General features: G+C 36.4%; 22 protein-coding genes. 6 read left to right on the top strand and 16 right to left on the bottom strand.

The features are described 5' to 3' along the window. Window positions 1-38 precede the first annotated feature (38 nt). From guaB to IWB64_RS00850, 5 genes are all read right to left on the bottom strand, one after another. Complete coding sequence (gene guaB / locus IWB64_RS00830) at window positions 39-1,511, bottom strand: IMP dehydrogenase (protein WP_194532231.1); 1,473 nt, start codon at window positions 1,509-1,511, stop codon at window positions 39-41. 226 nt (window positions 1,512-1,737) lie between these two features. Further along, window positions 1,738-4,212 (bottom strand): TonB-dependent receptor domain-containing protein, encoded by a 2,475-nt coding sequence (locus IWB64_RS00835; RefSeq protein WP_194532232.1) that lies wholly within the window; start codon window positions 4,210-4,212, stop codon window positions 1,738-1,740. After that, entirely contained in the window at window positions 4,193-5,560 is a 1,368-nt protein-coding gene (locus IWB64_RS00840; RefSeq protein ID WP_194532233.1) for an HTTM domain-containing protein, read from the bottom strand. The genes IWB64_RS00835 and IWB64_RS00840 overlap by 20 nt, the downstream gene beginning before the upstream one ends. 3 nt (window positions 5,561-5,563) lie before the next feature. Next, on the bottom strand, window positions 5,564-6,703 hold the full coding sequence (locus tag IWB64_RS00845) for an imelysin family protein (protein ID WP_194532234.1): 1,140 nt from the start codon (window positions 6,701-6,703) through the stop codon (window positions 5,564-5,566). Window positions 6,704-6,814: 111 nt separating this feature from the next. Next, a complete protein-coding gene (locus IWB64_RS00850) occupies window positions 6,815-8,044 on the bottom strand; it encodes a DUF4856 domain-containing protein (RefSeq protein ID WP_194532235.1) in 1,230 nt (409 codons plus the stop codon). A gap of 281 nt (window positions 8,045-8,325) precedes the next feature. Here IWB64_RS00850 and IWB64_RS00855 point away from each other — a divergent pair, with 281 nt between their 5' ends. Continuing rightward, window positions 8,326-8,691 carry a hypothetical protein gene (locus tag IWB64_RS00855; RefSeq protein ID WP_194532236.1) on the top strand — a complete coding sequence of 122 codons (366 nt, stop codon included), beginning with the start codon at window positions 8,326-8,328 and terminating at the stop codon, window positions 8,689-8,691. On the opposite strand, the gene IWB64_RS00860 is transcribed toward IWB64_RS00855, so the two are convergent. Then, window positions 8,688-9,554, bottom strand: a complete 867-nt coding sequence (locus IWB64_RS00860; protein WP_194532237.1) for a hydroxymethylglutaryl-CoA lyase — start codon at window positions 9,552-9,554, stop codon at window positions 8,688-8,690. The two genes, IWB64_RS00855 and IWB64_RS00860, sit on opposite strands and share 4 nt — an antisense overlap. Before the next feature lie 58 nt (window positions 9,555-9,612). Beyond that, a complete protein-coding gene (locus tag IWB64_RS00865; RefSeq protein ID WP_194535768.1) occupies window positions 9,613-10,212 on the bottom strand; it encodes a LysE family translocator in 600 nt (199 codons plus the stop codon). 245 nt (window positions 10,213-10,457) lie between these two features. Between IWB64_RS00865 and IWB64_RS00870 the strand changes: the two genes are divergently transcribed. Continuing rightward, window positions 10,458-10,877, top strand: coding sequence for a Dabb family protein (locus IWB64_RS00870; protein WP_155594412.1), 420 nt, complete (start codon window positions 10,458-10,460; stop codon window positions 10,875-10,877). Between the two features lie 467 nt (window positions 10,878-11,344). Here the strand turns inward: IWB64_RS00870 and IWB64_RS00875 are convergent, their stop codons facing one another. The 3 genes from IWB64_RS00875 to IWB64_RS00885 all read right to left on the bottom strand — a co-directional run bounded on the left by IWB64_RS00875 (window position 11,345) and on the right by IWB64_RS00885 (window position 15,943). Next, the gene (locus IWB64_RS00875; RefSeq protein WP_194532238.1) at window positions 11,345-12,379 is read right to left on the bottom strand and encodes a quinone-dependent dihydroorotate dehydrogenase; all 1,035 of its coding nucleotides are present in this window, start codon (window positions 12,377-12,379) and stop codon (window positions 11,345-11,347) included. Between the two features lie 123 nt (window positions 12,380-12,502). Further along, on the bottom strand, window positions 12,503-12,919 hold the full coding sequence (locus IWB64_RS00880; RefSeq protein ID WP_194532239.1) for a hypothetical protein: 417 nt from the start codon (window positions 12,917-12,919) through the stop codon (window positions 12,503-12,505). A 165-nt stretch (window positions 12,920-13,084) separates the two neighbouring features. Continuing rightward, a complete protein-coding gene (locus IWB64_RS00885; protein WP_194532240.1) occupies window positions 13,085-15,943 on the bottom strand; it encodes a TonB-dependent receptor in 2,859 nt (952 codons plus the stop codon). 143 nt (window positions 15,944-16,086) lie between these two features. Between IWB64_RS00885 and pepT the strand changes: the two genes are divergently transcribed. After that, window positions 16,087-17,316, top strand: a complete 1,230-nt coding sequence (pepT, locus tag IWB64_RS00890; protein ID WP_194532241.1) for a peptidase T — start codon at window positions 16,087-16,089, stop codon at window positions 17,314-17,316. A 50-nt stretch (window positions 17,317-17,366) separates the two neighbouring features. Beyond that, window positions 17,367-17,966: a YdeI/OmpD-associated family protein gene (locus tag IWB64_RS00895; protein ID WP_194532242.1), complete on the top strand. Its 600-nt coding sequence runs from the start codon at window positions 17,367-17,369 to the stop codon at window positions 17,964-17,966. Window positions 17,967-18,013: 47 nt separating this feature from the next. On the opposite strand, the gene IWB64_RS00900 is transcribed toward IWB64_RS00895, so the two are convergent. The 4 genes from IWB64_RS00900 to nusB form a co-directional block, all read right to left on the bottom strand. Further along, on the bottom strand, window positions 18,014-19,363 hold the full coding sequence (locus tag IWB64_RS00900) for a Gfo/Idh/MocA family protein (RefSeq protein WP_194532243.1): 1,350 nt from the start codon (window positions 19,361-19,363) through the stop codon (window positions 18,014-18,016). Between the two features lie 111 nt (window positions 19,364-19,474). Further along, on the bottom strand, window positions 19,475-19,762 hold the full coding sequence (gene yajC, locus IWB64_RS00905) for a preprotein translocase subunit YajC (RefSeq protein ID WP_194532244.1): 288 nt from the start codon (window positions 19,760-19,762) through the stop codon (window positions 19,475-19,477). 22 nt (window positions 19,763-19,784) lie between these two features. Beyond that, window positions 19,785-20,255 carry a DUF1573 domain-containing protein gene (locus IWB64_RS00910; RefSeq protein WP_194532245.1) on the bottom strand — a complete coding sequence of 157 codons (471 nt, stop codon included), beginning with the start codon at window positions 20,253-20,255 and terminating at the stop codon, window positions 19,785-19,787. 39 nt (window positions 20,256-20,294) lie between these two features. Further along, the gene (gene nusB, locus IWB64_RS00915) at window positions 20,295-21,242 is read right to left on the bottom strand and encodes a transcription antitermination factor NusB (RefSeq protein ID WP_194532246.1); all 948 of its coding nucleotides are present in this window, start codon (window positions 21,240-21,242) and stop codon (window positions 20,295-20,297) included. Window positions 21,243-21,565: 323 nt separating this feature from the next. On the opposite strand from nusB, the gene IWB64_RS00920 reads away from it, so the two are divergent. Continuing rightward, window positions 21,566-23,320, top strand: coding sequence for an ABC transporter ATP-binding protein (locus IWB64_RS00920; protein ID WP_194532247.1), 1,755 nt, complete (start codon window positions 21,566-21,568; stop codon window positions 23,318-23,320). Between the two features lie 73 nt (window positions 23,321-23,393). After that, a complete protein-coding gene (locus IWB64_RS00925; protein ID WP_194532248.1) occupies window positions 23,394-23,774 on the top strand; it encodes a PUR family DNA/RNA-binding protein in 381 nt (126 codons plus the stop codon). Window positions 23,775-23,850: 76 nt separating this feature from the next. On the opposite strand, the gene IWB64_RS00930 is transcribed toward IWB64_RS00925, so the two are convergent. Then, window positions 23,851-24,894 (bottom strand): lysophospholipid acyltransferase family protein, encoded by a 1,044-nt coding sequence (locus IWB64_RS00930; RefSeq protein WP_194532249.1) that lies wholly within the window; start codon window positions 24,892-24,894, stop codon window positions 23,851-23,853. Further along, window positions 24,891-25,811, bottom strand: a complete 921-nt coding sequence (locus tag IWB64_RS00935; RefSeq protein WP_194532250.1) for a bile acid:sodium symporter family protein — start codon at window positions 25,809-25,811, stop codon at window positions 24,891-24,893. Before IWB64_RS00935 ends, IWB64_RS00930 begins: the two co-directional genes overlap by 4 nt. Between the last annotated feature and the right edge of the window lie 4 nt (window positions 25,812-25,815).

Here is a 25,815-nt window from a genome sequence, read left to right on the forward strand (position 1 = left end):
ATTAGGGCTCTTTTTTATTACCTCAAGATAATCAATATCTATCTACTGTAATTGGGTGATTCTTTTGTAATGGTTACATCGTGAGGATGACTTTCGTTAATACCACTTGCAGTAATTTTAACAAAACGGCCATTCTCTTTCAGTGCATTGATATCTTTAGCACCACAGTAACCCATACCAGCACGTAGACCACCAACGAACTGATGAATACTCTCGTACAATTCTCCTTTATAGGGCACACGACCTACAATGCCTTCTGGAACTAATTTCTTAATATCGTCTTCAACATCTTGAAAATACCGGTCTTTACTACCCTCTTTCATAGCCTCAACAGAACCCATACCTCTGTATGACTTAAATTTACGGCCTTCATAGATTATAGTTTCTCCTGGAGATTCTTTGGTTCCTGCAAGAAGGGAACCAAGCATAACCGTATCAGCACCAGCAGCAATAGCTTTTGGAATATCACCTGTATAGCGGATTCCGCCATCGGCAATTACCGGAACACCAGAACCTTTAATAGCCGCAGCTACTTCTAATACTGCAGAAAACTGTGGAAAACCAACTCCTGCTACAATACGGGTAGTACAAATAGAACCTGGACCAATACCAACTTTTACGGCATCTGCGCCAGCTTCTACTAAATATTTAGCTGCTTCACCAGTTGCAATGTTGCCTACAATAACTTCTAAATCTGGAAACTTCTTTTTAACTGCCTTTAAAACAGTAACCACACCTTTAGTATGCCCATGTGCCGTATCAATAACAACAGCATCAACACCTGCATTTACTAGAGCCTCTGCCCTATCTACTGCATCTGGTGTAACACCAATGGCCGCAGCAACACGTAACCTACCATAGGTATCCTTGTTAGCCATAGGCTTTTGGGTCAATTTTGTAATATCTCTAAAAGTAATAAGCCCTACCAATTTATAGTTCTTATCTACTACTGGAAGCTTTTCAATTTTATTTTCTTGAAGAATGTCTTCGGCTTGGGCCAATGAAGTACCCTCACTAACCGTTACCAAATTTTTAGTGGTCATCACTTCAGAAATTGGACGGTCATTATTTTTTTCAAAACGAAGGTCTCTATTAGTAACGATACCTAATAATTTACCCTCGCCATCTACTATCGGAATTCCTCCAATACTAAATTCTTTCATATTCGCTTTTGCATCACGAACAAAAGAATTTAATGGTAAAGTAACAGGATCTATGATCATACCACTTTCCGCACGTTTTACTTTACGCACCTTTACTGCTTGCTGAGCAATGCTCATATTTTTATGAAGCACACCAATACCTCCTTCTTGCGCAATGGCAATAGCCATTCGCGACTCGGTAACCGTATCCATAGCAGCTGAAACAACTGGTACGTTTATAGTAATGTTACGCGTAAATTTGGTTTGAATATTAACTTCTCTGGGGAGTACTTCAGAAAAGGCAGGGACTAGAAGTACGTCGTCATAAGTGAGACCTTCTCCAACAATTTTATTCAGGTGAGCTTCCATAGCAATTAATGATTTAATTGCGTGCAAATGTAGTGAAATAAATTCGTTATCCCCTTATTATCAACGCTGGATTGCCGCCAAAGTAAATCGTGTAGAAATCACTCACATCTTTCTGAAGAATATCTTTAAATACCATCAAAAAACACCCCTGATTATTTTCTATAAATCGATAAAAAGCCACAGGGCAAGAATCACTCAAAACAAGAAAATTGATTTTGGAATACCATTACAACTTAAATTGGAGTGTTGTATAAAATGTTCTAGGTTCAGACGGAATAATACCTGGTCCTGGGTAGCCCGTGGCTCTTCTAGTAAAATATGAATTATCTAAAAGGTTATTAATTCCTGCTTCTAGCTTCCATTTTTTATACGTGTAAGAGAGCGAGAAATCCAAAATATCATATGCAGGAATCACACCTTCTATTCCTCTTTGGTTATCATTTACATCTTGAGGTGCATTGGTAGCATCTGTAAACTGATCAGCAAAATAAGTATATTGGAGGCTTCCCAAAAGGTTATCATAACCAAAATTTAATCCTGTCTTAAGATTGACTTTTGGAATGAACTCTACTTCGTTGCCTTCTACATTGTTACGTTCAGAAGAAAGATATTCTGATTTAGTGATTGCCAAATTAGCAAAGTAATTCAATTTCACTTTTTCCGATTGCGGAAAGAAAGTTTCCTTTATACTCCAATTTGCAAAGCTTTCCAGACCGTATATAAAAGCGGTTCCGATATTCCCTCTTGCTCTTAATAATCTCCCCGTTGAAACTTCTTCACCAGCCGCATTAACCTGCGTTTCTTCTTTTAATATTTCTCCTAGCCTATTATCATAATAAAGCCCATATATACTTACGTCATAGGATAGAATATCTTTGAATCTTCCTCTAGCCCCAAAATCTGCCGTAAAGCCATCTTCATCTGAAATATTTGGATCTACTTGAAAAGAAGGATTCACCACTCGGATATCGCTAAAAGTTACGGAACGGTAGTTTTGCGAAAAATTCCCGTACAATTCTACGCTAGGTGATAGCTTATATGTAGCACCAAGTCCCAATAAAACGAAGGTTCTATCAAAAACCCTATTATCTTCTATTTCTCTATTTAGCAATGGATTATCCGCCAAGTCTAAAGTAATTTCCTGGTAACTACCTATACTTTCAGTTTTAATATGCTCCAAACGAAACCCAGGAGTTAAAGCTAATTTATCTGAAAGGTTGAAGATATTCTCTCCAAACAAGGCCACATTAAAGTTCGGGAAATTGAACTGAGACTGTCTTTCATAATTCGGAAAACTAGCATCGGCAAAATTAAAATCAGCATCAGCTGCTGCAGAGCCCGGTCCTTGCCTTTGGTCGTTATTCGTTTTGTAAATTTTAGAGCCTAATAAAAGGGCAGATTCGGTTCCTGCCAAATTATATCTCGTTAATACCCTGGCTTCAGCTCCCCAATTACTAAAATTATCAATCAATAATTCTCTAGGCTCAGATATTATATCTTCTTGAGAAACCCTATTGGTGCGGAAACCTAAGGCTCTACGAGAGGCATTCAAACCAAAAACGTTTAGACTAAAATCTGTTTTTGCAGAGAAAGCATGATCCAAACGAAACGAATATAAGCGCCAATCTACCTCAAACCAGTTTCTATCACGATTACTAAAAGTTGGGTCTTCATAAAATTGTGCATCGGTTAAACCACCTGGTTGCTTCGCTAAATAGTGCAAGAAAGTGGTCTCTAAGCTTACTTTGGTTTTATCGGAAATCTCATATCCTAAATGCGTGAAATAGTTCTTGCTATTAAAATTTGAATTCGGCCGAAATCCATTTCCATCTTTATAACTTAAATAAGTGTAATAACTGAATTTACCCACCGTACCACTTAAACTATTGAAGCTTGTGAACAGATCATACGAACCAACGGTCTGGCGAGAAATAAGCTCAATTTCTTTATTCGGATTTGGTTTTTTGAACTTGAAATTGATTAAACCACCAAATTGAGACCCGTATTGCAAAGAAGCTGCCCCGCGCACCACTTGAATTTCCTCCAAAGCTTCTGCAGGTGGAGTGTAATAACTTTCTGGGTAACCCAATACATCTGCACTAATATCATAACCGTTCTGGCGCGTATTAAAATTAGCTGTTCTATTAGGGTCCAAACCCCTACCGCCTATATTTAGCTGCAAACCAGCATCGCCATTATCATATATATTTAGCCCAACAACCTGACTATAGATTTGTCTGGCATTATTAGCCGCAAGGTTTCCAGTAAGGCCCTCCATGAGTACTACCTCTGTTTTTTTACCTGCATAAATAGCTGTGCCTTCTACCTTTTTTAATTGCTTTAATGCGAATACTTTTTCACGTCTTTCGGTTAAAACTACTTCAGAAAGTTGTTGTGATTTTATAGGCTGGAGTTGAACATTAAGATTAAAAGTAGTATCAAACGTTAACTCCTTTTCATATACATCATATTCAAAAGCGAAAACTACTACAGTATATTTACCTCCAGCAATATTGGAGAACTCAAAATCACCATTGGCATCCGTGGTTTTTAGAAGTTGTACCTCTTTTAAATACACCTCTGCATCTTGAACAGGTTTCCCCTTTTCATCGGTTACGTTACCGGAAATCGTAATCTGAGAAAAGCCAGAAAACGAGGTTAAGAATACTATGAGTATGATACTAAATTCCCTTAATTTCATCAGTAAAAGGTATTATCCAATTTTTATGTTCAAATGACTCCCTCTCTTGGGCAAGGTCTACTTTTGGGTCTATATACGTAGTACTCAATCGCCCATTCAGAGCAACTCGACTATCAACAAATATTTGCACGTTTTTATGTCCATCTTTTTTAAAATGTTCTTTTAGATATTGAGCATATTCTAAAATAAAATCAGGTTGAAAAGACATTTGTTTTTCTTGAAAAGGTGTCAAAAAATCTGAGTTATCCACATAAAACCACTTTCCAGAATCTTTGCTAACTACTTTAAATTGCGCGTATCCGGACTTTTCCATTAGCATTACCCGCCATGAAAATCGGTATCCTTCTTCCGTCCAAAATAATTCTCCGGGATAAACTAAATAACGCCATGGCATTAGTAATTGAATCACAAAAAATAATGAGATTAAAACCAGTTTGGACCTTGTTTTAAGGTTTGAAGGCATTGCTAAGCTTCGTCCATTATCAAATAAGTTCATTGGAATACGAAAAAGACTACTGAAATATCCTAAAAGCTTATGGTGCAACGAGGAGTTAAAAAATATTAGTGTTGAGATAATCATGACATACGGAAACATCCCTATGGGGAATAACACGCGTGTCATCACATGAAAAACAACTACCATTACAAAAGCAAAAGGCCGTGTTTTCTTATACAATAATAAGAACGGAATAGCCAAATCATAACCGGCTCCAAACCAGCTAAACGCATATTGCACCCATTCTTCATGTAAAAACTGACCTAAAAACGGAGTATCGAATTTTGATGGTAACCAAATCTTTAAAGGCATAGCCTTAAAAAGCCAATCTGAATTTAGTTTAGCCAATCCAGCATAAAAATAAACTATGCCTAACATGAGTTTTATACTATTAATCGTCCACGCTGGTATTTTTTGAAATGCCTTTTTAGAATCTTGCTTGGCATCTAAAGAAAAATAGGCGTTGGCCGGTAAAAAAATCATTAAAAAACTTAGTAGACTAATAAAATAGTAATGATTGAGATAAGTAGTCTTATCCATCAGTTCTATATAGGTAAAGCTGATAAAAAAAGTGATGATTGCTACTTTATACTTATATCCTAAAGCCACAAAAATAGCTGAGAGACCACATATAATAAATAGGAGATAGGTATAGACACCTAATGGTTTTACCCATTCAAAACCATAATACGAGAAGAAAAACTTAGGTTGAATGTATAACTTTTCTATCCATCCGTAGCTCCAAAACCTTACAATACTAAGCAACATCATCACACCAAATAAAATGCGAAAGACCGCCAAAGGGGCGGCCTCTATGGGGGCTGTAATATGTTTGCCAATGAAACGTTTCATTTTCTAGTCGCCATCTGCATCAACAAAATCAATACTTACGCTCATGGCAGAAACCATATCTACTTTTAACATTGGAACAATGCGTTGTACTTCATCATACGCCAATAGCATATTAGTTGGCGGCACATTATTTTCAATCTCTTCTCGGAAAGGTGCCAATGCTCCAACTTTAGTTTTAGCTAAATCAAATTGATCATTAATCAATTTTGTCAAATCATCACCATCCTTAATAGTATTCAATGCATCTAAATAAGATGCTAAGCTTTCTCCTGAGGTACTCTTGCCGTAGTGTACACCATTAAAAAAATCTTGTACAGCTTCAAAACCTTCCAAGAAAAGTTCGTTAGAAACATCTGCCTTGTAATAAGCTTCTACATTTTTAGGAAGTACGTTTTCAGAAAAGGCACCTACAGGGATTCCCATTTTACCAGCTCTTAAAAACTTCTCATAGTAAAAAACATAGTCATTTATAAAACGATCTACAGATGCCGTTGAAGATGCACCATCATTTTCTACAAAAGTATCTCTATACCCTGAATTCCATTCAGCAATCACGCCTGATGTTAGGCTTTCCATATCGGCAATAACATCACCTATATATGCCATTAAACTTTCTTTTTCAGCTCCATTATATTTTGCAACAATGTCTTCGTCCGTATCTCCCTGTCCATTAATTAAATAATCTAAAGCAGGGAAACCTTTTGCATCTCTATTAGAAGCAAGAGCAAGGTCATAACTTCCCGTGGTTATAAAACCATCTATTTTAGTTCCATCGGTAGGATAAATATTCATATTTAAGCGTAAGCCAACCGTTTCCGCAGGGCCTATTTCAAACATAGAAACACGTTGCCACATTTTATAAGCGGATAACCAGGACGCTCTAAATGCGACAAGGTTAACTTCACTAGCATCTCCTTTAAAGGTATCAAATGCAGTTTGTAAACCAGACATTTCACTAGAAAATGCTTCATAAGAAGGTATGATAATATTATCTGCCCAATTAATGAGCATTGAGCCACGCTCAAAACTTACCTCTTGCGGCTCTGGATCTACTATCTCTTCAGGAGTGCTATCTCCGGTATTATCGGAACTACAAGCCCAAATCATTGTGGCCATAACAAAAATGGCAAAAAACCTTTTCATACCTTATTTTTATTTATTCTAATTAAGCAAAAGTATAAAAAGCAGCTTGTTATAACCTAACAGATGCTGCTTTTTTTTCAACACTTAAAATTTTATTCTATACAGGTGAAATTATTCACCTGCTTGCGCAACGGTAAAATTGAATCGTTCTGCAATATCTTCAGAAATCTCATCAATAGTTTCTGCTTCAACATCCCATAAGCCATTAACACCGTCTCCCATTAATTCTTCTAAAAGCTCATCAGATTCCGCTTTTGTAAAATAGGCAGCGTCCGTACCCGGTTTGCGTGTAAAACGTAAACTATAGATAAAACCATAAGCTTCCGATAGTGCATGAAAAGCACCTGCATAATTAGGAACTTCTTCCGCTAAGGTAGTTTTTGCGTTTTGCATATAAAAAATACCTCTTACGGCAATAACTTGCGATATCTTCTCACGAATAATCTCAGCTTGAGCATCACGAACATCATAATCTCCAGCTACAATGGCAGCACGACCTAACTTAAACGCTTGGAAAATTTCATCGGCAATTCCAGCAAAATCGGCATCTTCTTCAAGTTTCCCTATGTACTCGTTTAAGAAACTATCGGCACCTAAATCTGCATTTGGATCAGAAGCATCTGCATTAAGTCCGTAAACATATCCATAAGCTTCATCCCACTTATGCTCCATATTCGTGTACGATTCACCTTCTAGTACCGTTTCTGCATCATTATCTTCACGACTAGAACCTTCGTCCAAAACCGCGGTACTTAAATAATTGTTTAATACTTGATCCGTCATTAAAGCCCCCAACAAACCTTTTGCGAACATTTGGTTGTATTCAAGACCTTGCGCATTTACGTAACGTGTACGTTCACCGTCTGCTAATTGCCCAGCTGTACCAGCCTCTGCAGTAACATTCCAATTTGTAAAAACATTATTTACCTGACCATCTATCCATGATTCAAAATCAGCACGAATTAGTGCTTGATCCGTGGCATTTGTAGAAAAGTAATCTACGGAAGCAGCAGTTTTACTACGAAGACTTTTATCCGAAGCATTTAAATCTGCATCTTCAAAATCTGCAGCACCTTCTTCATGAGCATACATTGCTTTTAAAGTCTCTGCTGTATTCGTATTGGTAGTAAAAGCACCTAAAAGTTCTTGTGCCATTAAAATACGAGTGGTTTGACCTCCGTAACTCACAGTAGTCTCTCCATTTCTATCAAAAGTATAACTAGCAGGGTTATCGATTACAATAGTTTCCTCCATCTCTGTTCCCGTTGCGTCATCATCTGAACTACATGATGTTAAAAAAACTACCGAACTAATGGCTAATGTAAAAAGGACTCTTTTCATTATATAATTATTGTTTATTTAGACTTGATTTAAATAAAGCGCAAAACTAATACATGAAGTTTAGCTACGCAAAATTATTCTTATTAAATCTAAATAATATTACTACTAATAAAATTATATTAATTATTACATTCTTTTTTATAAATCAAAATATCCACTATTTATATTAAATCTAAATAAAAATAGTATTTTTGATTTATCATTTAAAGGCAAAGTCCTTTCTTTAAAAACAAGGAATCTGCCCAAAGTTGTCTAACCCCAAATAAATTAATGATTACACTATGGAAGATATTAACCCCATTTACCACAACCCATTTGGCGTAGCGTTCCAGTGGAAGAGGAATACCATTAAAGACGTTAGAAAAATACAAATAGTTTTTAGGGATACCGGCTTACTTTTAACTCGAAACGAACTTGAAAAGTTTCAAAAAAATATTGAATATACCATGAGTAGCAACACGCCATGTGTAGATTGTAACCAGCATGATACTTGCAGGTCATTACTTTTGGATACACCTGCTCCACAGATAACCTTAGCTATGAATTTAAAGGAACTGAATGCAGTTCAAGATTTGGTAGAAGGCACGTTATTTCAATTGAACTTGGATAGCTACTTGGATAAAATGTGTGATGGACAAGATGATTAATGGTACTTGGAAAATAGCTCAGTAGCCTTGTTGTAAGCAGCTTCAAAAACCATCCAATTAACACCGGTATCCGCTTTTTCAGCAGTAAAATAAGAGAGCATTTTCTCGGTAGGCATGTTACCGGTTAATTCGTCTTTTGCCATTGGGCAACCTCCAAATCCTTGAACGGCTCCATCAAACCTACGACAACCGGCTTTGTAAGCAGCATCTACCTTTTCATGCCATTTGGTAGGTGTTGTATGCAAATGTGCTCCAAATTCAATATCTGGATATCTTGGAATTAATTGCGAAAAGAGGTATTCAATTACTTCTGGTGTTGATGACCCTACCGTATCAGAGAGCGAGAGAATTTTAGCTCCCATTCCACTTAATTTTTCTGTCCATTCACCTACTATGTCAACATCCCATGGGTCACCATACGGATTTCCAAAACCCATAGATATATAGGTCACCACCTCTTTCCCGGAAGCATCGGCAATGTTAAGTATTTCCTGAAGGGTTTCTACAGATTGACCTATAGTCTTGTGCGTATTCCGCATCTGAAAATTCTCAGAAATTGAAAAAGGGTATCCTAAATATTGAATCTCAGGATGCTCGGATGCATCTTGTGCGCCCCTAACATTAGCCACAATACTTAGCAGTTTGCTATTTGTTTTAGAAAGGTCCAATTTTGATAGTACCTCAGCGGTATCTACCATCTGCGGAATAGCCTTTGGAGAAACGAAACTACCAAAATCTATGGTATCAAAGCCACAACCCAATAAAGCTTGAATGTATTTTACCTTTTCATTGGTAGGTATGAAAGGTTTGATGCCTTGCATGGCATCTCTAGGACATTCAATAACCTTAACCTTTTCCTTCATGAAAATTAAATTCTAAGTAGGCAGTTTAAACTACCCCTTTAACTACTCAAAATTAGCATTAATTATCTGATACTAGAATATAGACTGCAATACCAACAAACACAATGATTTGCAGCCACTTTAAATAAATACCGGCTGCAGAATTTTCTTTAAAATACACGGAAATACTCCCTGATAGAATAGCTATTAAACTAAAAACAATAAAGGATATAAACATAAACAGCAGTCCAAGAACATAAAACTGCACCATGGTACTAATCTCTTCGCTAAAAAGGAAACCAGGAAAGAATGCTAGAAAGAATATGGTCACTTTTGGGTTTAGCACGTTCATTATAAAACCTTGCTTAAACAATTGCCATAGTCCTTTCTTAGGTACGGCCCCTTCTGTTAAATCTAAAGAACCACTGCTTTTAAAAACCTTAAAGGCGAGATAAAAGAGGTAAATAGCTCCCAAAACTTTAATTCCAAAAAAGAGGGTTTCGCTCTCTTTTATGATAATAGACACCCCAAAAGCCAATAAACTGGTATGCACCAAACAACCAGAAATAAGACCGGCTGTAGTTGCTAATCCATATTTCTTACCATTTACAAGACTCTGCATCAACACATAAATGTTGTCCGGACCCGGCGAAATGGACAAAGCCATGGTGGCCAACATAAAAGTGTAAAGTATTTCGTAATTAACTGTACCCAAATTCCATTTTATTTTAAGTATAAATCTTAGGTTCTAAAATTTTCTTCTGGAAACCTTAATGTGTGCACTAAAGTAACTACTCTTTTTTATATCTTGTCACAAATTCAGGTTTCAACAAAATCCAATTTTTATGTTCTGAGTTTTTAGCTGGTCGCAATTTCCCCTCCTGTTAGGCCATAAGAGTAATTGCATCACAAAAAATATATGACATGAAACAAAGTCACATTACATTCACTTTGAGTTTAGTTTTGGTAGCGCTGCTTTTAGTAGCCTTTGAAATCAGAAGTGAAACCAAACCAATATCAGAAACCTTCATGCAGAAAGACAGCCTGTTACGTCATGTAGTGTTATTTAAGTTCAAACCAGAAACTTCCAAAGAAGATATCAAAAAAGTTGAAGAGGCATTTACTGCACTTCCCTCAAAAATCCCGCAAATCGTTAGTTATGAATGGGGACTGAACAACAGCCCTGAAGGTTTAAACGAAGGTTTCACCCATTGTTTTTTCCTGACTTTTGAAAGTGAGGAAGACCGCGCTATTTACTTACCTCATCCAGACCACAAAGCGTTTGGTGAAGTTTTGACTCCACATCTAGGTGGTGTACTTGTTGTGGACTATTGGGCTAAATAAAATTTTTTATCCAAATTCTAGAAGATTGGATTAGGGTTTTCGCAGAAGGCAGTATTATTTACAGGTCTTAATCATGAAGCTATATACCGAATTATATCAACAATATTTGTTGTTACTGCCAGAATAAAGCAAACAGAAATTAAAAAATTAATTAACAACCCTGATATTTTTCTGAAGGTATTAGGTTCCTTAATACCTTTTAATGATTTTACAAGACCAATAATAGCTAACAAACCACTAACCAAAATTAGCAAACCAACCATAATTGATGTCGAATCCGTATTCTGTGTAACCTTAACTAATATTAAGGTTATTGAAATCAAAGATAACCCCAGTGTTATGATTGCATACATAAACCCACCATGGGATTGACGGTTTGCTTTAGTCATTTTTCATTTGTAATTAATAGTTACAAACATCTAATACAGCCTTAATATTGTATTCGATTTTAGCGCTACATTATCAGCTTACTTTTTCAAAATAGCCTTATTAATCCGTTTTATCAAACCTGGCCCTTCATATATAAAACCAGTATATAATTGAACAAGGTCTGCCCCTGCGTCTAGCTTCTCTAGAGCGTCTTCTTCAGAATGTATTCCGCCCACTCCAATTATTGGAAAAGCTTTGTTGCTCTTTTCTGCCAAGAATCGGATTACTTCCGTACTTCTTTTAGTCAATGGTTTTCCGCTTAGTCCGCCCATTTCCTTCGTAAGCGATACTTCTGATTTTAAGTTTTTTCTTTCAATGGTTGTATTAGTAGCTATAACCCCATCAATTTTTGTATCGGCAACAATAGTAATGATATCCAACAACTGGTCATCCGTAAGGTCTGGTGCAATTTTCAATAGAATAGGTTTTTCCTTCTTTTGTTTCTGCAAAGCCAAATTTGTATTTTCTTTTTTCAGTTCCAACAAAAGAGCTGTCAAAGGTTCTTTGTCTTGAAGCTCCCGGAGTCCCGGAGTATTTGGAGAACTTACGTTGACCACAAAGTAATCTACATGATCAAAAAGTGCATTAAAACAGATTAGGTAATCCGAAACAGCATCTTCGTTAGGCGTAACTTTATTCTTGCCTATGTTACCTCCAATAAGCACTTTATGCTGTTTCTTTAAACGTTCTACTGCATCCTCTACGCCCATATTATTGAAGCCCATACGATTCACAATAGCCTGATCAGGTTTCAACCTAAATAATCGCTTCTTAGGGTTTCCTGCCTGTGGCTTAGGTGTAAGCGTCCCTATTTCTATAAAACCAAAACCAAAGTTGGATAATTCATTATAGAGTTTAGCGTCTTTATCAAAACCAGCTGCTAAGCCTACCGGGTTTTTGAATTTAATACCAAAAACTTCCTTTTCCAACCGCGGGTCTTCTATGTTATATATAGCCTTGAACAAACCGGAAAAACCGATTTTACAAAGAAAACGAACTAATGAAAAGGTTACATGGTGAGCTTTTTCCGCATCAAGCGAAAAAAGTAAGGGCTGAAGAATAGACTTATACATGAAGGTGGGTGGTGTTTGCGCAAAAATACAAACTTACCCCAAGTAAGGGCACAACTTATCACTATTTTTAAAAATGAAAGAATGGAGTCTAACCGCAGAAATTAACCAGTATACCGCTATCAATTACTCTTCTATTCCGGGAATTCCGTAGATTTTAGGCTCTACTTTAATTGGTTGTCTTATAGCCTCATTACAAAGTTGAAGGTAACGCTCATATTGTTTAGCATTAAAAACAGAAAGAAGTTCTTTATCACTCTCGTAGGCTAAATCTAACTGCTGCTTCTGTAAAACTTTATACTTATCAGCTAATTTAATAAGATCCTCTTCTGTACTTTGCGGATGTTCTGCCAATAATTTTTCAATTTGGTCTTCCGTACTTTTTGTTTTCACCTCAAGTTCCCCTTTCAAGGTTTCCATAATGGCTATTTGCTCCTCATTTAATTGAAAGATAGTTTTGATGGTTTCGCTGTTTTTACCACCTATATCTAATGTACAGTTTTGGGCATTTACAACAGAAAAGAACATTAAAAATACTAGCAAACTATATAATTTTGGCAACATATATTTCTGTTTAAAATTTAATTCCATTTATATAAACAGCAATTTAAGTGAAAAATTATATTTCTTCTTTGAATGACATCTTTAAACAAAAATAAAGGCTGCCTATTAGGACAGCCTTTATCAATGAAATTTTGATTTTTTATTTTACTTAAGTGTGAAACTCACTCTTGCGAATAAGAATCGACCACCAATACCAAATTGTTGTGCTCTACGAGACCAATCAAAACGACCTGAACTTCTATTTCCAAACTGCTCTTCTGCTCTGTCTGGGTAGATATCCAATAAATTGTTAGCTCCTAATGTAAGTGTTAAAGCATCCGTTGCCTTATACCCAATAGAAAGGTCTGTTACTATCTTAGAACCAAAATCTTGTTGGTTGGCTATAACGGTAGTAGCTTCAGTAACCTCACCAAAATATACGTTTCTTAAGAACATAACCCATTTATCGGACGTAAGACTATTTGAAAGATTAAGTTTCGTACGTGGTACGGCCTCTTCTAAATACACTCTACTATCTTCTGGAAAATAAGTATCTACAAGACCTGCATCTTCTAATACTTCTGATGAATTAATATCACCTATTTGATTCGTTTTAGATAACGTACCTGCTAAATCAGATTTCAATCTCCAGTTATCACTTAAGTTTGCTGTATGTGTAAGCACAATATCCAATCCACGAGACTCGGTGTTAATTGCATTGGCAAAGAAAGAAGCAGCGGTAGCATTGGCCTGACTTAACAAATTATCCAATTCAGTTCCTGTACCCGGTCCTTCAAATTGACCTGTATACACTACTCTATCATTAATTTCTACATAATAACCATCTACAGTTAAGGTCAGGTTTGCATCTGGAATTTTGGCTGTAAATCCAACACTAACACTACTTGAAGTTTCTTCCTTCAATTCCGGAATACCCAAAAGCTTAGCAGCTCTACTATCATTGGCAAAAGTACCCACTTCTTGTGGATCACCATTTTGATCAAAAATAGTAGATGTAGAGTTAAAGTTTATCTGATGTAAAGAAGGTGCTCTAAAACCTGTATTGGCCGCAGCTCTAAGGTTTATATTATCATTGATTTTATAACGAGCAGCTAATTTAAAATTGATTGTTGAACCAAAATCGCTATAATTCTCAAAACGTGTAGCAAAGCTAGCTACGAACTTTTCTGAAAAATCTGCTTCTAAATCAACATAACCAGCAACACTACTACGGCCGCGAGATAATTCATTATTAGGACTAAATCCTGGGAAAACTTGTGACCCACCTGGTCTTCCATTTCCAAAGAAATCTTGTGATGCTTGTTGCGACGCTAATGTTATACGTTGCCCATCTGCAGTATATTGTGAATACGAAGCCTCTTCTCCTTGAACAATATCATAGTTTTCAACGCGATATTCCGCACCAAAAGCTACATTTAAACCAGACATAGCATCTTCAAAAAAGCGAGTTACGTCTAAATTAGCCGTATTCTGCGCAAAAGAAAATCCACCTGCATCAAAAATCGTAGGTGATGCATTTTGTAAAGAAGCGTTAAATGTGTTTCCAATGGTATACAGAAAAGAGTTTTTTCCGTAGGTGTTACTTAAGTCAACATCCCACTCATTGATCTTTCCTTTAATACCAACAGATAAAGACTTATCTTGAATAGTTGAATTAATTTCAGGTAAAAATCCGTTCATATACGCCGGTGTAAACGTTCTGCTTTGATTAGGCAAACGATAAAAACCTGCTGAATTACCAGTTCTAGAACTGATACCCGCAAAAGAGTACACTTCCGTTCCGTTATCATCTAAGGGCAAGGAAAAGTTAGCAAAAATCCGTCCACCACGTAAGGCCGACTGACCAACTCTCATGTTGTAATCGCTTCGTTGTTGTCCTCTTGCGGCGAGTTCCGCTTCCGTAGCATCAGCAGATAAAATTGGCTGAAGCTCCGCTTTGGTAGTAGCTCCATTCAAATCTATTCCTGCTTGATTTGCATATTGAATAACATCCGTTACATCATCATCTAACAAATTAGTTAAATCATAACCATCACCATTAGCAAGTCTTTCAATTACATTATATTGATTAAAAACATCACCTTCCCACTCGTTCATTCTGCCATAAGGCTGACGAACATCAAAATCACCAGAAAGATTTAACAAACCTCCATTTTCTCCTAACGGAACTCCGTAACTAGCAGCAATGTTAGTTGTTGCTCCATCTACACCACCTGTTTGATCATTAGCGTTCTTAGAAAAATTGGCCCCTGTCGTAACTGACATATTTAGTTCATTAACACTTCTGTTCAAGACAATGTTGATAACCCCTGCTATGGCATCAGAACCATATTGGGCAGCTGCACCATCTCTTAAAACTTCAATACGCTGAATAGCCGCTGCTGGTATGGCATTTAAATCGGTACCAACACTACCACGTCCAAAAGTTCCGTTTACATTGATCAAAGAAGATGTATGTCTTCTTTTTCCATTAATCAGTACTAATACCTGATCAGGACCTAATCCTCTTAAAGAAGCTGGATCAACGTGGTCCGTACCATCTGAAATAGTCTGGGTGTTAGAAGTAAAAGAAGGTGCCACGTAATTCAAAATCTGATTTAAGTTTACCTGCGGGGCTACACTGTTCAGTTCTTTCATACTTATCACATCTACTGGAACCATGCTCTCAGTAGCTGTTCTATTAGGGTTACGTGAACCTATAATAATAACTTCTGACAAAGCTACGCCGGAAGAGAGCTGTATACTCATTCCGCCAGCTTCAGCAATAACTTCCTTCTTTTCATAACCAATATAAGAGACAACAAGCTTGTCTCCAACCTCAGCATTTATTGAAAATAAACCGTCAAAATCTGTAGTGGAACCAGTGGTTGTTCCCTTAATTACCACTGAAGCGCCGGGTAGAGGGCCACCGTCTTCATCTAATACCGTACCCGATATTTGAGCACTGGCAATACCTATAACACTCAGGAAGAGTGCATAGCATAAAAAATACTGTTTTTTCATAATCATAAGTTTGAGTTAATTCTATGAGAAGTTAACTAAATTTTAAGTTTTATGTAAGAAAAACACTAAAAATATAGTCTTAAAAAAATCTGCATTTGTACCTTATAAGTCCTATTTTGTACTTTTGATTTAAAATCAGAATAATGCAAAATATTATTGATCGCTTTTTAAAGTATATTAAAATTGATACCCAAAGCGACCCAAATTCCGAAACTACCCCTAGTACAGAAAAACAATGGCATTTAGCAGATTTGCTTGTTGAGGAATTATTGGAAATAGGAATGGAAGAAGTCTCCATTGATAATAAGGCATACATTACGGCTACATTACCCAGTAATATTAAAACAGATGTTCCTACTATTGGTTTTATCTCTCATTTTGATACTTCACCAGATTTCTCAGGAACAAATGTTAACCCTCAAATAATTGAGGATTATGATGGAAAGGATATTGTTCTTAATGCACAGGAGAACATAGTACTTTCCCCAGATTATTTTGAAGATTTGTTACAATACAAAGGACAAACCTTAATTACAACAGACGGAACAACATTACTTGGTGCTGATGACAAAGCAGGTATTACGGAAATTGTTACGGCAATGGAATACCTTATAAACCACCCAGAAATAAAACACGGTAAGATTAGGGTGGGTTTTACTCCCGATGAGGAAATAGGTCGTGGGGCACATCATTTTGATGTTGAGAAATTTGGAGCAGATTGGGCCTACACTATGGATGGAAGCCAAATTGGCGAACTAGAATACGAGAACTTTAATGCTGCCAGTGCCAAAGTGGTCATTAAAGGTAGAAGCGTACACCCTGGTTACGCCAAAAATAAAATGGTGAATGCTATAAGCATAGCCAGCGAATTTTTAGAAATCTTACCACCTGAAGAAACGCCTCAGAACACATCTGGTAGAGAAGGCTTTTTTCACGTGCATCATATAAAAGGAGAAATAGAACATGCCGAATTTGAGCTAATTGTTCGTGATCATGACAAAACCTTTTTTGAAAATCGAAAACAATTGCTTCGTGATATTACCGATAGACTTAACGATATTCATGGCAATTGCATAAGCATAGAAATAAAGGATCAGTATTTTAATATGCGTGAAAAGGTTGAACCTGTCTTTCATATTGTAGAACTTGCAAAGGAAGCCATGGAAGCCATGCGTATTACGCCTATTATAAAACCCATACGTGGAGGAACGGATGGCTCACAACTAAGTTATATGGGGCTACCTTGCCCTAACATCTTTGCTGGTGGACATAATTTTCATGGAAAATATGAGTACGTCCCGGTAGAAAGCATGATAAAAGCCACAGAGGTTATTATTAAAATTTGTGAGTTAGAAGCTAAAAAGGCGGTATAATAACAAATCCTTATCTTTAGGAAAGAGACTAAATAGAGGTCCACATTTCTATGGATACATCTGAAAAAACAGAAGCTTATTACGCAGAAGAGCATCCTTTTAAAACGGGTATTGCTTTGCTGCGCGATTTAGCATTGAAAACAGATGTGGTAGAAACATACAAATGGAACTTTCCAACGTACACTATTAATAAGAAGAACGTTCTAGCTATTTGTAAATTCAAGAATCATTTTGGTATCTGGTTCTTTAACGGGGTCTTTCTAAGCGATCCAGAAAATATCCTCGAAAATGCACAAAAAGGAAAAACCCAAGCCATGCGTCATTGGAAGTTTTATTCTGAAAAAGATGTAGACCTTTTAAATGTTTCTGCATACATCAATGAAGCTATCGAAAATCAAAAAAAGGGAGTTGAGTTAATTAGAGTTCCAAAAAAGAAAACAACAAGCGTTGTGGTTCCCATTGAATTGAAAGACGCTTTTAACATTCACCCGAAAGCAAAAAGTGCTTTCAGAAAATTAACTCCTTACAAGCAAAAAGAATACACGGAATACATTGCGAGCGCAAAACGTGAGAAGACAAAAGTAAATAGGCTTGAAAAGATTTTACCGATGATTATTGACGGCAAAGGCCTAAATGATATGTACCGCTAGAAAAGCTTCCAAATTCTTATTTACAAAAACCTGGAAGCTTTCTTTTATTATAACATAGGTAGTTTCCAATTATTTTGATAGTTGGCCGTAATCAGCTTATTAGCATCTTCCTCTTTAAACTTACCAGATGCTGCATCCCAATAAATACGATTACCTGTTTTAAAAGCCACATTACCCATGTGCGATACCAATGCCGCGTCATACCCCACTTTAATAGGTGCATTAAGCTTGGTATTATCTCTACTCTTTACCGCTTCTATAAAGTTTTCTGTATGCAAATCCAAACCGCTAGCGTCACCCTTATTATAAGAAACTGCTTCCATTTTAGGGGTTCCTTTTTTGCCCCAACCCGCAAATTCTTCTTCAGGTATTACTTCCCAACCGTTGCGGTCTACTACAAGAGTTCCGTTATTTCCAATAAAAGCAATACCATGGTTACGACCGTAATTCCCGCCATCTATTCCCGTAGCGTGCTCCCAAAGAATTGAAAAGCCATCATACTCATAAACGGTCTGTAAAGTATCAGGAGTTTCAGAAGCATCTTCAGGATACGCGAATTTTCCACCTAATGCCATTACAGATTTAGGGGTTCCTGCTTTCATTCCGTATAAAGCATAATCCAACAAATGCACACCCCAGTCCGTCATTAATCCCCCTGCATAATCCCAAAACCATCGGAAATTAAAATGAAACCGATTTGCATTAAAAGCACGCTCTGGAGCAGGACCCAACCACATTTTATAATCTACACCTTCTGGAGCTACGGAATCTGAAACTATAGGTACAGGTTTCATCCAACCTTGATAGGCCCAAGCTTTTGCCAAGCGTATATTTCCCAATTTACCGGAATGCACAAAATTAATAGCATCTACAAAATGAGGTTGACTACGCTGCCATTGTCCAACTTGTACCATACGGTCGCTGGAGCTTACGTAATTCAGCATTATATTAGATTCCTGAATAGAGTTTGCTATTGGTTTCTCACAATAAACGTCCTTTCCTGCCATGAGAGCATCAGTCAGTTGTAGACAATGCCAGTGGTCTGGCGTTCCAATAATTACTACATCAATATCTTTATTCTCTAATAACTTACGATAATCCCGATACCATAAGGGCTTTTTGATTCCTGCTTTTTCGAGGTCTGCAGTTCTTGTTTGGAGTACAGCTTCATCTATATCGCAAAGCGCAATCACGTTTGTTTCGCTCATCTTCAACATTGAAGTCAAATCACTAAAACCCATTCCCTTACAACCAATCAACCCAACGTTAATCCGATCATTAGGACCTACGCGTTTCCGCATAGTAGCTAAAAGCTCCATTGGAAATAAAAATGCGGCACTGGATCCTGCTAAGGCCAATGAACTTTTTTTGATAAAGTTTCTTCTATTTTGGTACATCGTTCAAGTTGTTTTGTTCAGAAGATGAATATACTAATTTACGGTAGCACGAGACCAAAAAAAAACACCGCTAACTGCTTAGCGGTGTTTTAAATTACTGATTATGTACAGTTATTTCTTTTCGGGAGTGTTCAATTTTTTGCTCATTTCCATAGAAATGGAAGAACGATCAAATTTTAATTTACCAGCCATAGTTTCTAGTATGCAAGAAAAATCACTATCGTTAAGATCCATGATCTTGCCGTGCAAACCACTTTTTGTAACTACCCTATCGCCTCTTTTTAATTCAGCTGCGAATTTCTTTTCATCTTTCTGGCGTTTCATTTGAGGACGTATCATAAAGAAATACGCTACCACAAAAATCAAAATCATCGGAAGAAACTGTCCTATATCACCCATATTTTAAATATATAATCTATTGTTATTTTGTTGGTCCTACTGGAGCAGCTCCTTTAGGGTTCACAAATGCCTTAATACGTAATTGTTCAGTACCTTTTTCAGTATTAGCATTTACAGTAATTGTTTTAGTTATTTGGTTCTGTCCAGATCCATTAAACTTAACAACCAACTCTCCTGTAGCACCAGGTGCAATAGGATCTTTTGGTGGGTTAGGAACCGTACAACCACAAGAACTTGTTGCGTTAGTAATTATTAATGGAGCATTACCCGTATTTGTAAACATAAAAACAGTCTCCTGTGGAGTACCTTGTTCTATTGTACCAAAATCGTGCTCTGCTTTCTCAAACTCCATTACTGGAATTTGTTTACCAGCTTCATCACGTTGTGCAGCTTCGACTACATTATCTGTTTTTACTTTACTAGACGCGTTTTCTTTACATGAAACGAACGCCATAAGTGAACACATGCTCAAGGCAAAAAATGTTTTTCTCATATCTCTAACTTTAATTTGGGGTAAAATTAATCAATTATTTTAAATCAGGCCTCTACCTATTTTGTTAAGCTTACCTTCTTTTTTGTATTCTTTCACAAGATTATCCAAAATACCGTTGATAAAGATGCTACTTTTTGGAGTAGAATACTCTTTGGCTATCTCCAAAAATTCATTGATAGTCACTTTTTCTGGTATAGACGGAAAGTTCAAAAGTTCGCAAATTGCCATCTTTAATAGAATAGCATCCATATCTGCAATACGGTCTTTATCCCAATTAGGAGTTTTACCTTCTATTTCCTTGGTAAGCTCTCCATCTTTCAACAACGTTTTTCTAAGTAGATTCTTTGCGAACTCCATATCTTCTTTATCCTTGATCAAACGAGGTAAGAAGAAAGAGGTAGATTGATCGCTCTTAATCTTTTTGAACATTTTTAAGATATAGGTATTTACAATAGGAATATCATCTACCCATGTAAGGTTGCTGTCTTCAAAATAGTCGTAAATTTTTTCATCGGGAGCAATAATATCTTTAAACAAAGTAATAACAAACTCTTTGTCTTCTGCGTAAGTGCTGCCTTTAACAGACATATATTTTAGATATGCCTCACTTGTAACCATGTTTTTGTAAATAATCTTTACATACTCTTCGTTCAAATACCAGTTATCTAACTTTCTTTTCTTAAGCTCAGCTATTAACGGTTCATTATGCACCATTTGAAGCAATAATTTGTTATTGACAAATTTTGCCTGATCTGGTAAATTATCTGCCTCAGTAGCTAGATACTTTTTTGAAGAAATTCTTAATTGGTCCGACCCTCTTTTCTGAATCTCGATAATTAAGCTCAGCATTAAAAGGTAAAGCGTATACATATTGTCTATGCTAAACCGTAGAAATTTTTCTTGTTTCTCTAAAGAATCGTCTTTAGATTGGGTAATTGCATAAATACATTGCATTACTTTTACCCGTATATGTCTTCGTGTTAGCATTTTAAAGAACTTTTTTGGAATAGTATTGGTTTGACTTTCACGTGGCAAAAATAAGAATAAACCCCAAAAGACTACTATACAAAACGATGAAACAATCATACCTTTTGATTACCTGAGAGAAACACAACCGCAAAACCCTGTTCTTAAGGTTATTGACGGTTAAAAAAAGATGAAAAATTACCATAAACTTAACTATCTGTCCTTCCTATATTTAATTTAAAGCAATTTGTAACCTACCAACATCTTATGGTATTTATAACATATGGTTTATACCCAAACCATTATCTTTGGTCAATTAAATATAGCCTTAGTTTATACCCTTCATGAAGGAACTTGCTCACCTAAATAAGTACTTTAAAAAATATTGGTCCAAATTACTAGTTGGACTGTTCATAACCATCATTGCTCGTGTGCTACAATTGGTTATGCCTAGGTTCGTAAAAGAATCGATCGTGGTTATCGAAAATTTCATGGACGGAAAGGTTGAGGAATCAGCCGCAAAAGGGCTCCTTCTAGAGTATATTTTAATTATTGTAGGAGCCGCCCTTTTATCAGGTTTCTTCACTTTTTTAATGCGTCAGACGATAATCAATGTTTCTAGGTATATAGAGTATGACCTTAAAAATGAAATTTTTGACCATTATCAGTTTTTGAGCCTAAACTTTTACAAGAAAAATAGGACTGGTGATCTCATGAACCGCATTAGTGAAGATGTTAACCAGGTGCGCATGTATTCCGGACCTGCCTTAATGTACGGCATCAACACTATAACTTTATTCGCCTGTATCATACCTATTATGTTTATGACGGCACCTAAACTGGCCGCCTACACATTAATACCTTTGCCTATTTTATCGGTTCTTATCTATTATATAAGCAAGATAATTCATGAACGCAGTACTATTGTTCAACAGTATCTTTCCACACTGTCTACCTTTACACAAGAGGTGTTTTCGGGTGTTTCTGTAATTAAGGCCTATGCTCTAGAACCCAGCATAAATAATGACTTAAGCACTTTGGCCATTGAGGGCAAGGAAAAAAGTATGGATTTAGCCAAGGTAAATGCATGGTTTTTCCCCTTAATGGTACTTCTTATTGGTATCAGTAATATTTTTGTTATTTACATAGGTGGAAAGCAATACATAAACGGAGAAATAGCCTCTTCAGGAGTTATTGCTGAATTTGTTCTCTATGTTAATATGCTTACTTGGCCAGTAGCCATTATTGGTTGGTTGACCTCTATTGTGCAACGCGCAGAAGCCTCACAAAAACGTATAAATGAATTCTTGAACGAGACTCCGGATATTAAGAATACTGTATTAGAAGAAACACCGATTAAAGGAAAAATAGAATTCAAAAATGTAACCTTTACCTACGAGGATACAGAAATTACCGCTCTCAATAATATTTCATTTACCATTAATGAAGGAGAAACAGTAGCTATTCTTGGCAAAACCGGTTCAGGAAAATCCACCATATTAGATTTGATTGCACGTTTATACGATGTAACCTCTGGAGAAATATTGATAGATGACACGCCTATAAAAGAATTGAACATTACTAGTTTACGAAAAGCAATAGGAGCTGTACCACAGGATGCTTTCTTGTTCTCAGATTCTATTAAAAACAATATTAAGTTTGGCAAAGAAAATGCTTCTGATGAAGAAGTTATAGAAGCTGCCAAGAATGCCGTGGTACACGAAAATATAATAGAGTTTTCAAAAGGATATGATACTGTTTTAGGTGAGAGGGGAATTACGCTTAGCGGCGGACAAAAACAGCGCGTATCTATTGCGAGGGCATTATTGAAAAAACCAGAAGTATATCTTTTTGACGATTGTTTATCTGCTGTAGACACAGAAACGGAAGAAGACATTTTAAATAACCTGAAAAAAGCCTCTAAAAATCGTACTACACTTATAGTGAGTCACCGGGTATCATCTGCTAAAAATGCAGACAAAGTATTAGTTCTTTCCAATGGAAAACTTCTTCAAGAAGGCAACCACACTGATTTAAACAGTGTTGAAGGGTATTACAAAGATTTATACTACACCCAACTGTCAGAAAAAGAAAACTAAAAAATTGTTGCCGTATTGGCTTTTTTTTTACATTTTTGAAAGATTAACAACTATTAACTACACTATAAACGCGATGAACGAAAAAGATTCAATGGACCAGGAGGAAATTCATTCCAAAGTTTTACGGGCGGGTAGACGCACGTATTTCTTTGATGTACGAAGTACGAAGGCAGGCGATTATTATTTAACCATCACAGAAAGTAAAAAATTCACTCATGATGATGGTTCTTTTCATTATAAGAAACACAAGATTTATTTATATAAAGAAGATTTTGAGGCTTTCAAGGAAAATGTAGAAGAAATGATGAATTTCATTATTGAAGAAAAAGGCTCTGAAGTTATCTCTGAACGTCACCAAAAAGATTTCAAAAAAGAAGAGGAAGTAAATGTTACTGAAGAATTAAAATCTACAGAAACAGAAAGCTTTACCGATGTTAGTTTTGACGATATCTAAAAGTTAGCACTACAATATTAAAACGACCCTTTCGGGTCGTTTTTTGTTTTAACAAGTTGGTACTACAATCAAAAAATTACTTGGTTCGCACGTATAACCAATTATACAAAAACAAGAATACAATAGCTCCTAAACCTACAATTCCATTCCAGAACAAAGCTATTACCGTAAACAATAGCGCATAGTAGACCGGATAAGCCAACAGGGCAAACCCAAACCGCAGGGTTCCCATAAATTCTGGCTCCCAAACCTTGGGTCTAGCCCATTTACGCCACAAAATAAGTAAAGGAAAATTTAACAACGTAAAAACGGCATTGCCCAAAATCCCAAAAAACCCCTTTTTCTTTTTGACAGGATTTACAGACTTTGAAGGGTCAATGCTCTCAATAACTTTATTGGTCTCAAAAGGATTCAGAAAATCAACATCTAAAGCATTTAATTGCCCTGAAATATTATCATATTGCTTCTCATCTGCAATGTGCGTAGTTAGTGTTTTAAGTCTGTCAGACACCATTCCCTTTACCCTATTCACCGAACCTTGAACATCGTTAACATCGTACATGGTATTTACCACAATACTTTTATCAAAATAAATAGCCATCCTATCCGGAAAACCAGAATTGCTTTTGTAATTAAGTCCTACTGGAACAATATGAATCTCCGTATCTGGCAATCTTTCTACAGCATTAAATAAAATGCGGGTAAACCCTTTGCTTAAAGGTCTTACGCGACGCTTAATATTATGATTCGCTTCTGGGAACATAAGGATTGCGTGTCCATTTCCGAAAATTTCAGCACATTGATCAAATACAGCTTGGTTATTTTTCAAAGCTTCCCTACCATCTCTAATCCTATAAATGGGAATCATCCGCAGGTAGGCGAAAAACTTTTTTAGTGTAGGTTTTGTAAAAACATCTGATCGTGTTAAAAAGAACGGTTTACGGTTGCAGTTTACCCCAATTAAAAGTACGTCTAACAGCGCACTTTGGTGATTGGGTAAAAAGAGTACAGGTTTGTCTTTTGGCACATTCTCTAGCCCTGAAACTTGAATTTTACCATAGTAAAAATACAATCCGGTCTTTATCCACTTTTTTAATAATCGGTAGCCTATATTTTTCAAGTAAGTGTTTCTGTTTTAATTGGTTTATAACCCCAAAATGCAGCGAGCAAAAGACCTGAGACTAGATGCCAAATTCCCCAGAAAGCGGCCAACAGCGCCATACCGCCAAGGCCATCAAAAAAGGAAAAAATCAAAATTAAGCCTAGTCCTGAATTCTGAATGCCCGTTTCTATGGTTACCGAACGTATATTTCTTTTTGATAGCCCCATAAGTTTAGCAAACGAGAACCCCGTTAGAAAAGCCAAAATATTATGCAAAACCACAATCCAGAATACATACCATATGTAATCGTAAAATACTGCTCGGTTATTATACAGCGCCAAAAATACCAATAGTATAAAAAAGACCAATGAAACTACTTTAAGAACTTTGCCTAATTTTTTTGCAAAGTTGGGCCTGAGATGATTTACCCAAATACCTAAAGCCAACGGCAACCCTAATAACAGCGAAACTAGTTGAATCATTTGCCATGGCGATAATGCTACTTTTGTCAAAATCTGTTGCGTAGGTACATATAAATTACCCCAAAATTGAAGATTTAAAGGAGTCATTACAACCGCCAATAAAGTAGCGGCCGCTGTAAGACTAACAGACAAGGCAGTGTTGCCTCCCGCCAAATGAGATATAAAATTAGAAACATTACCTCCTGGGCAAGCTGCCACCATTATCATTCCCAAGGCAATACTAGGTATAGGATTGATTATCAATACTAGAAGAAAAGTTAATAGCGGAAGTAAAATAAACTGACTAAAGAGACCTGTAAATATTGGCTTTGGTTTTTTAAGAAGTCCCTTAAAATCTGATATAGAAATTTCCAAAGCAATACCGAACATTACGAACGCTAGTGAAATATTCAATACCCATTGTGCTTGGGCGTCAAAATTAAGAGATACGTTATCTAGTAAGTTTTCGGTCAATCAA

It is taken from the genome of Zobellia nedashkovskayae, from assembly GCF_015330125.1.
In the GTDB taxonomy this organism is placed as follows: domain Bacteria; phylum Bacteroidota; class Bacteroidia; order Flavobacteriales; family Flavobacteriaceae; genus Zobellia; species Zobellia nedashkovskayae.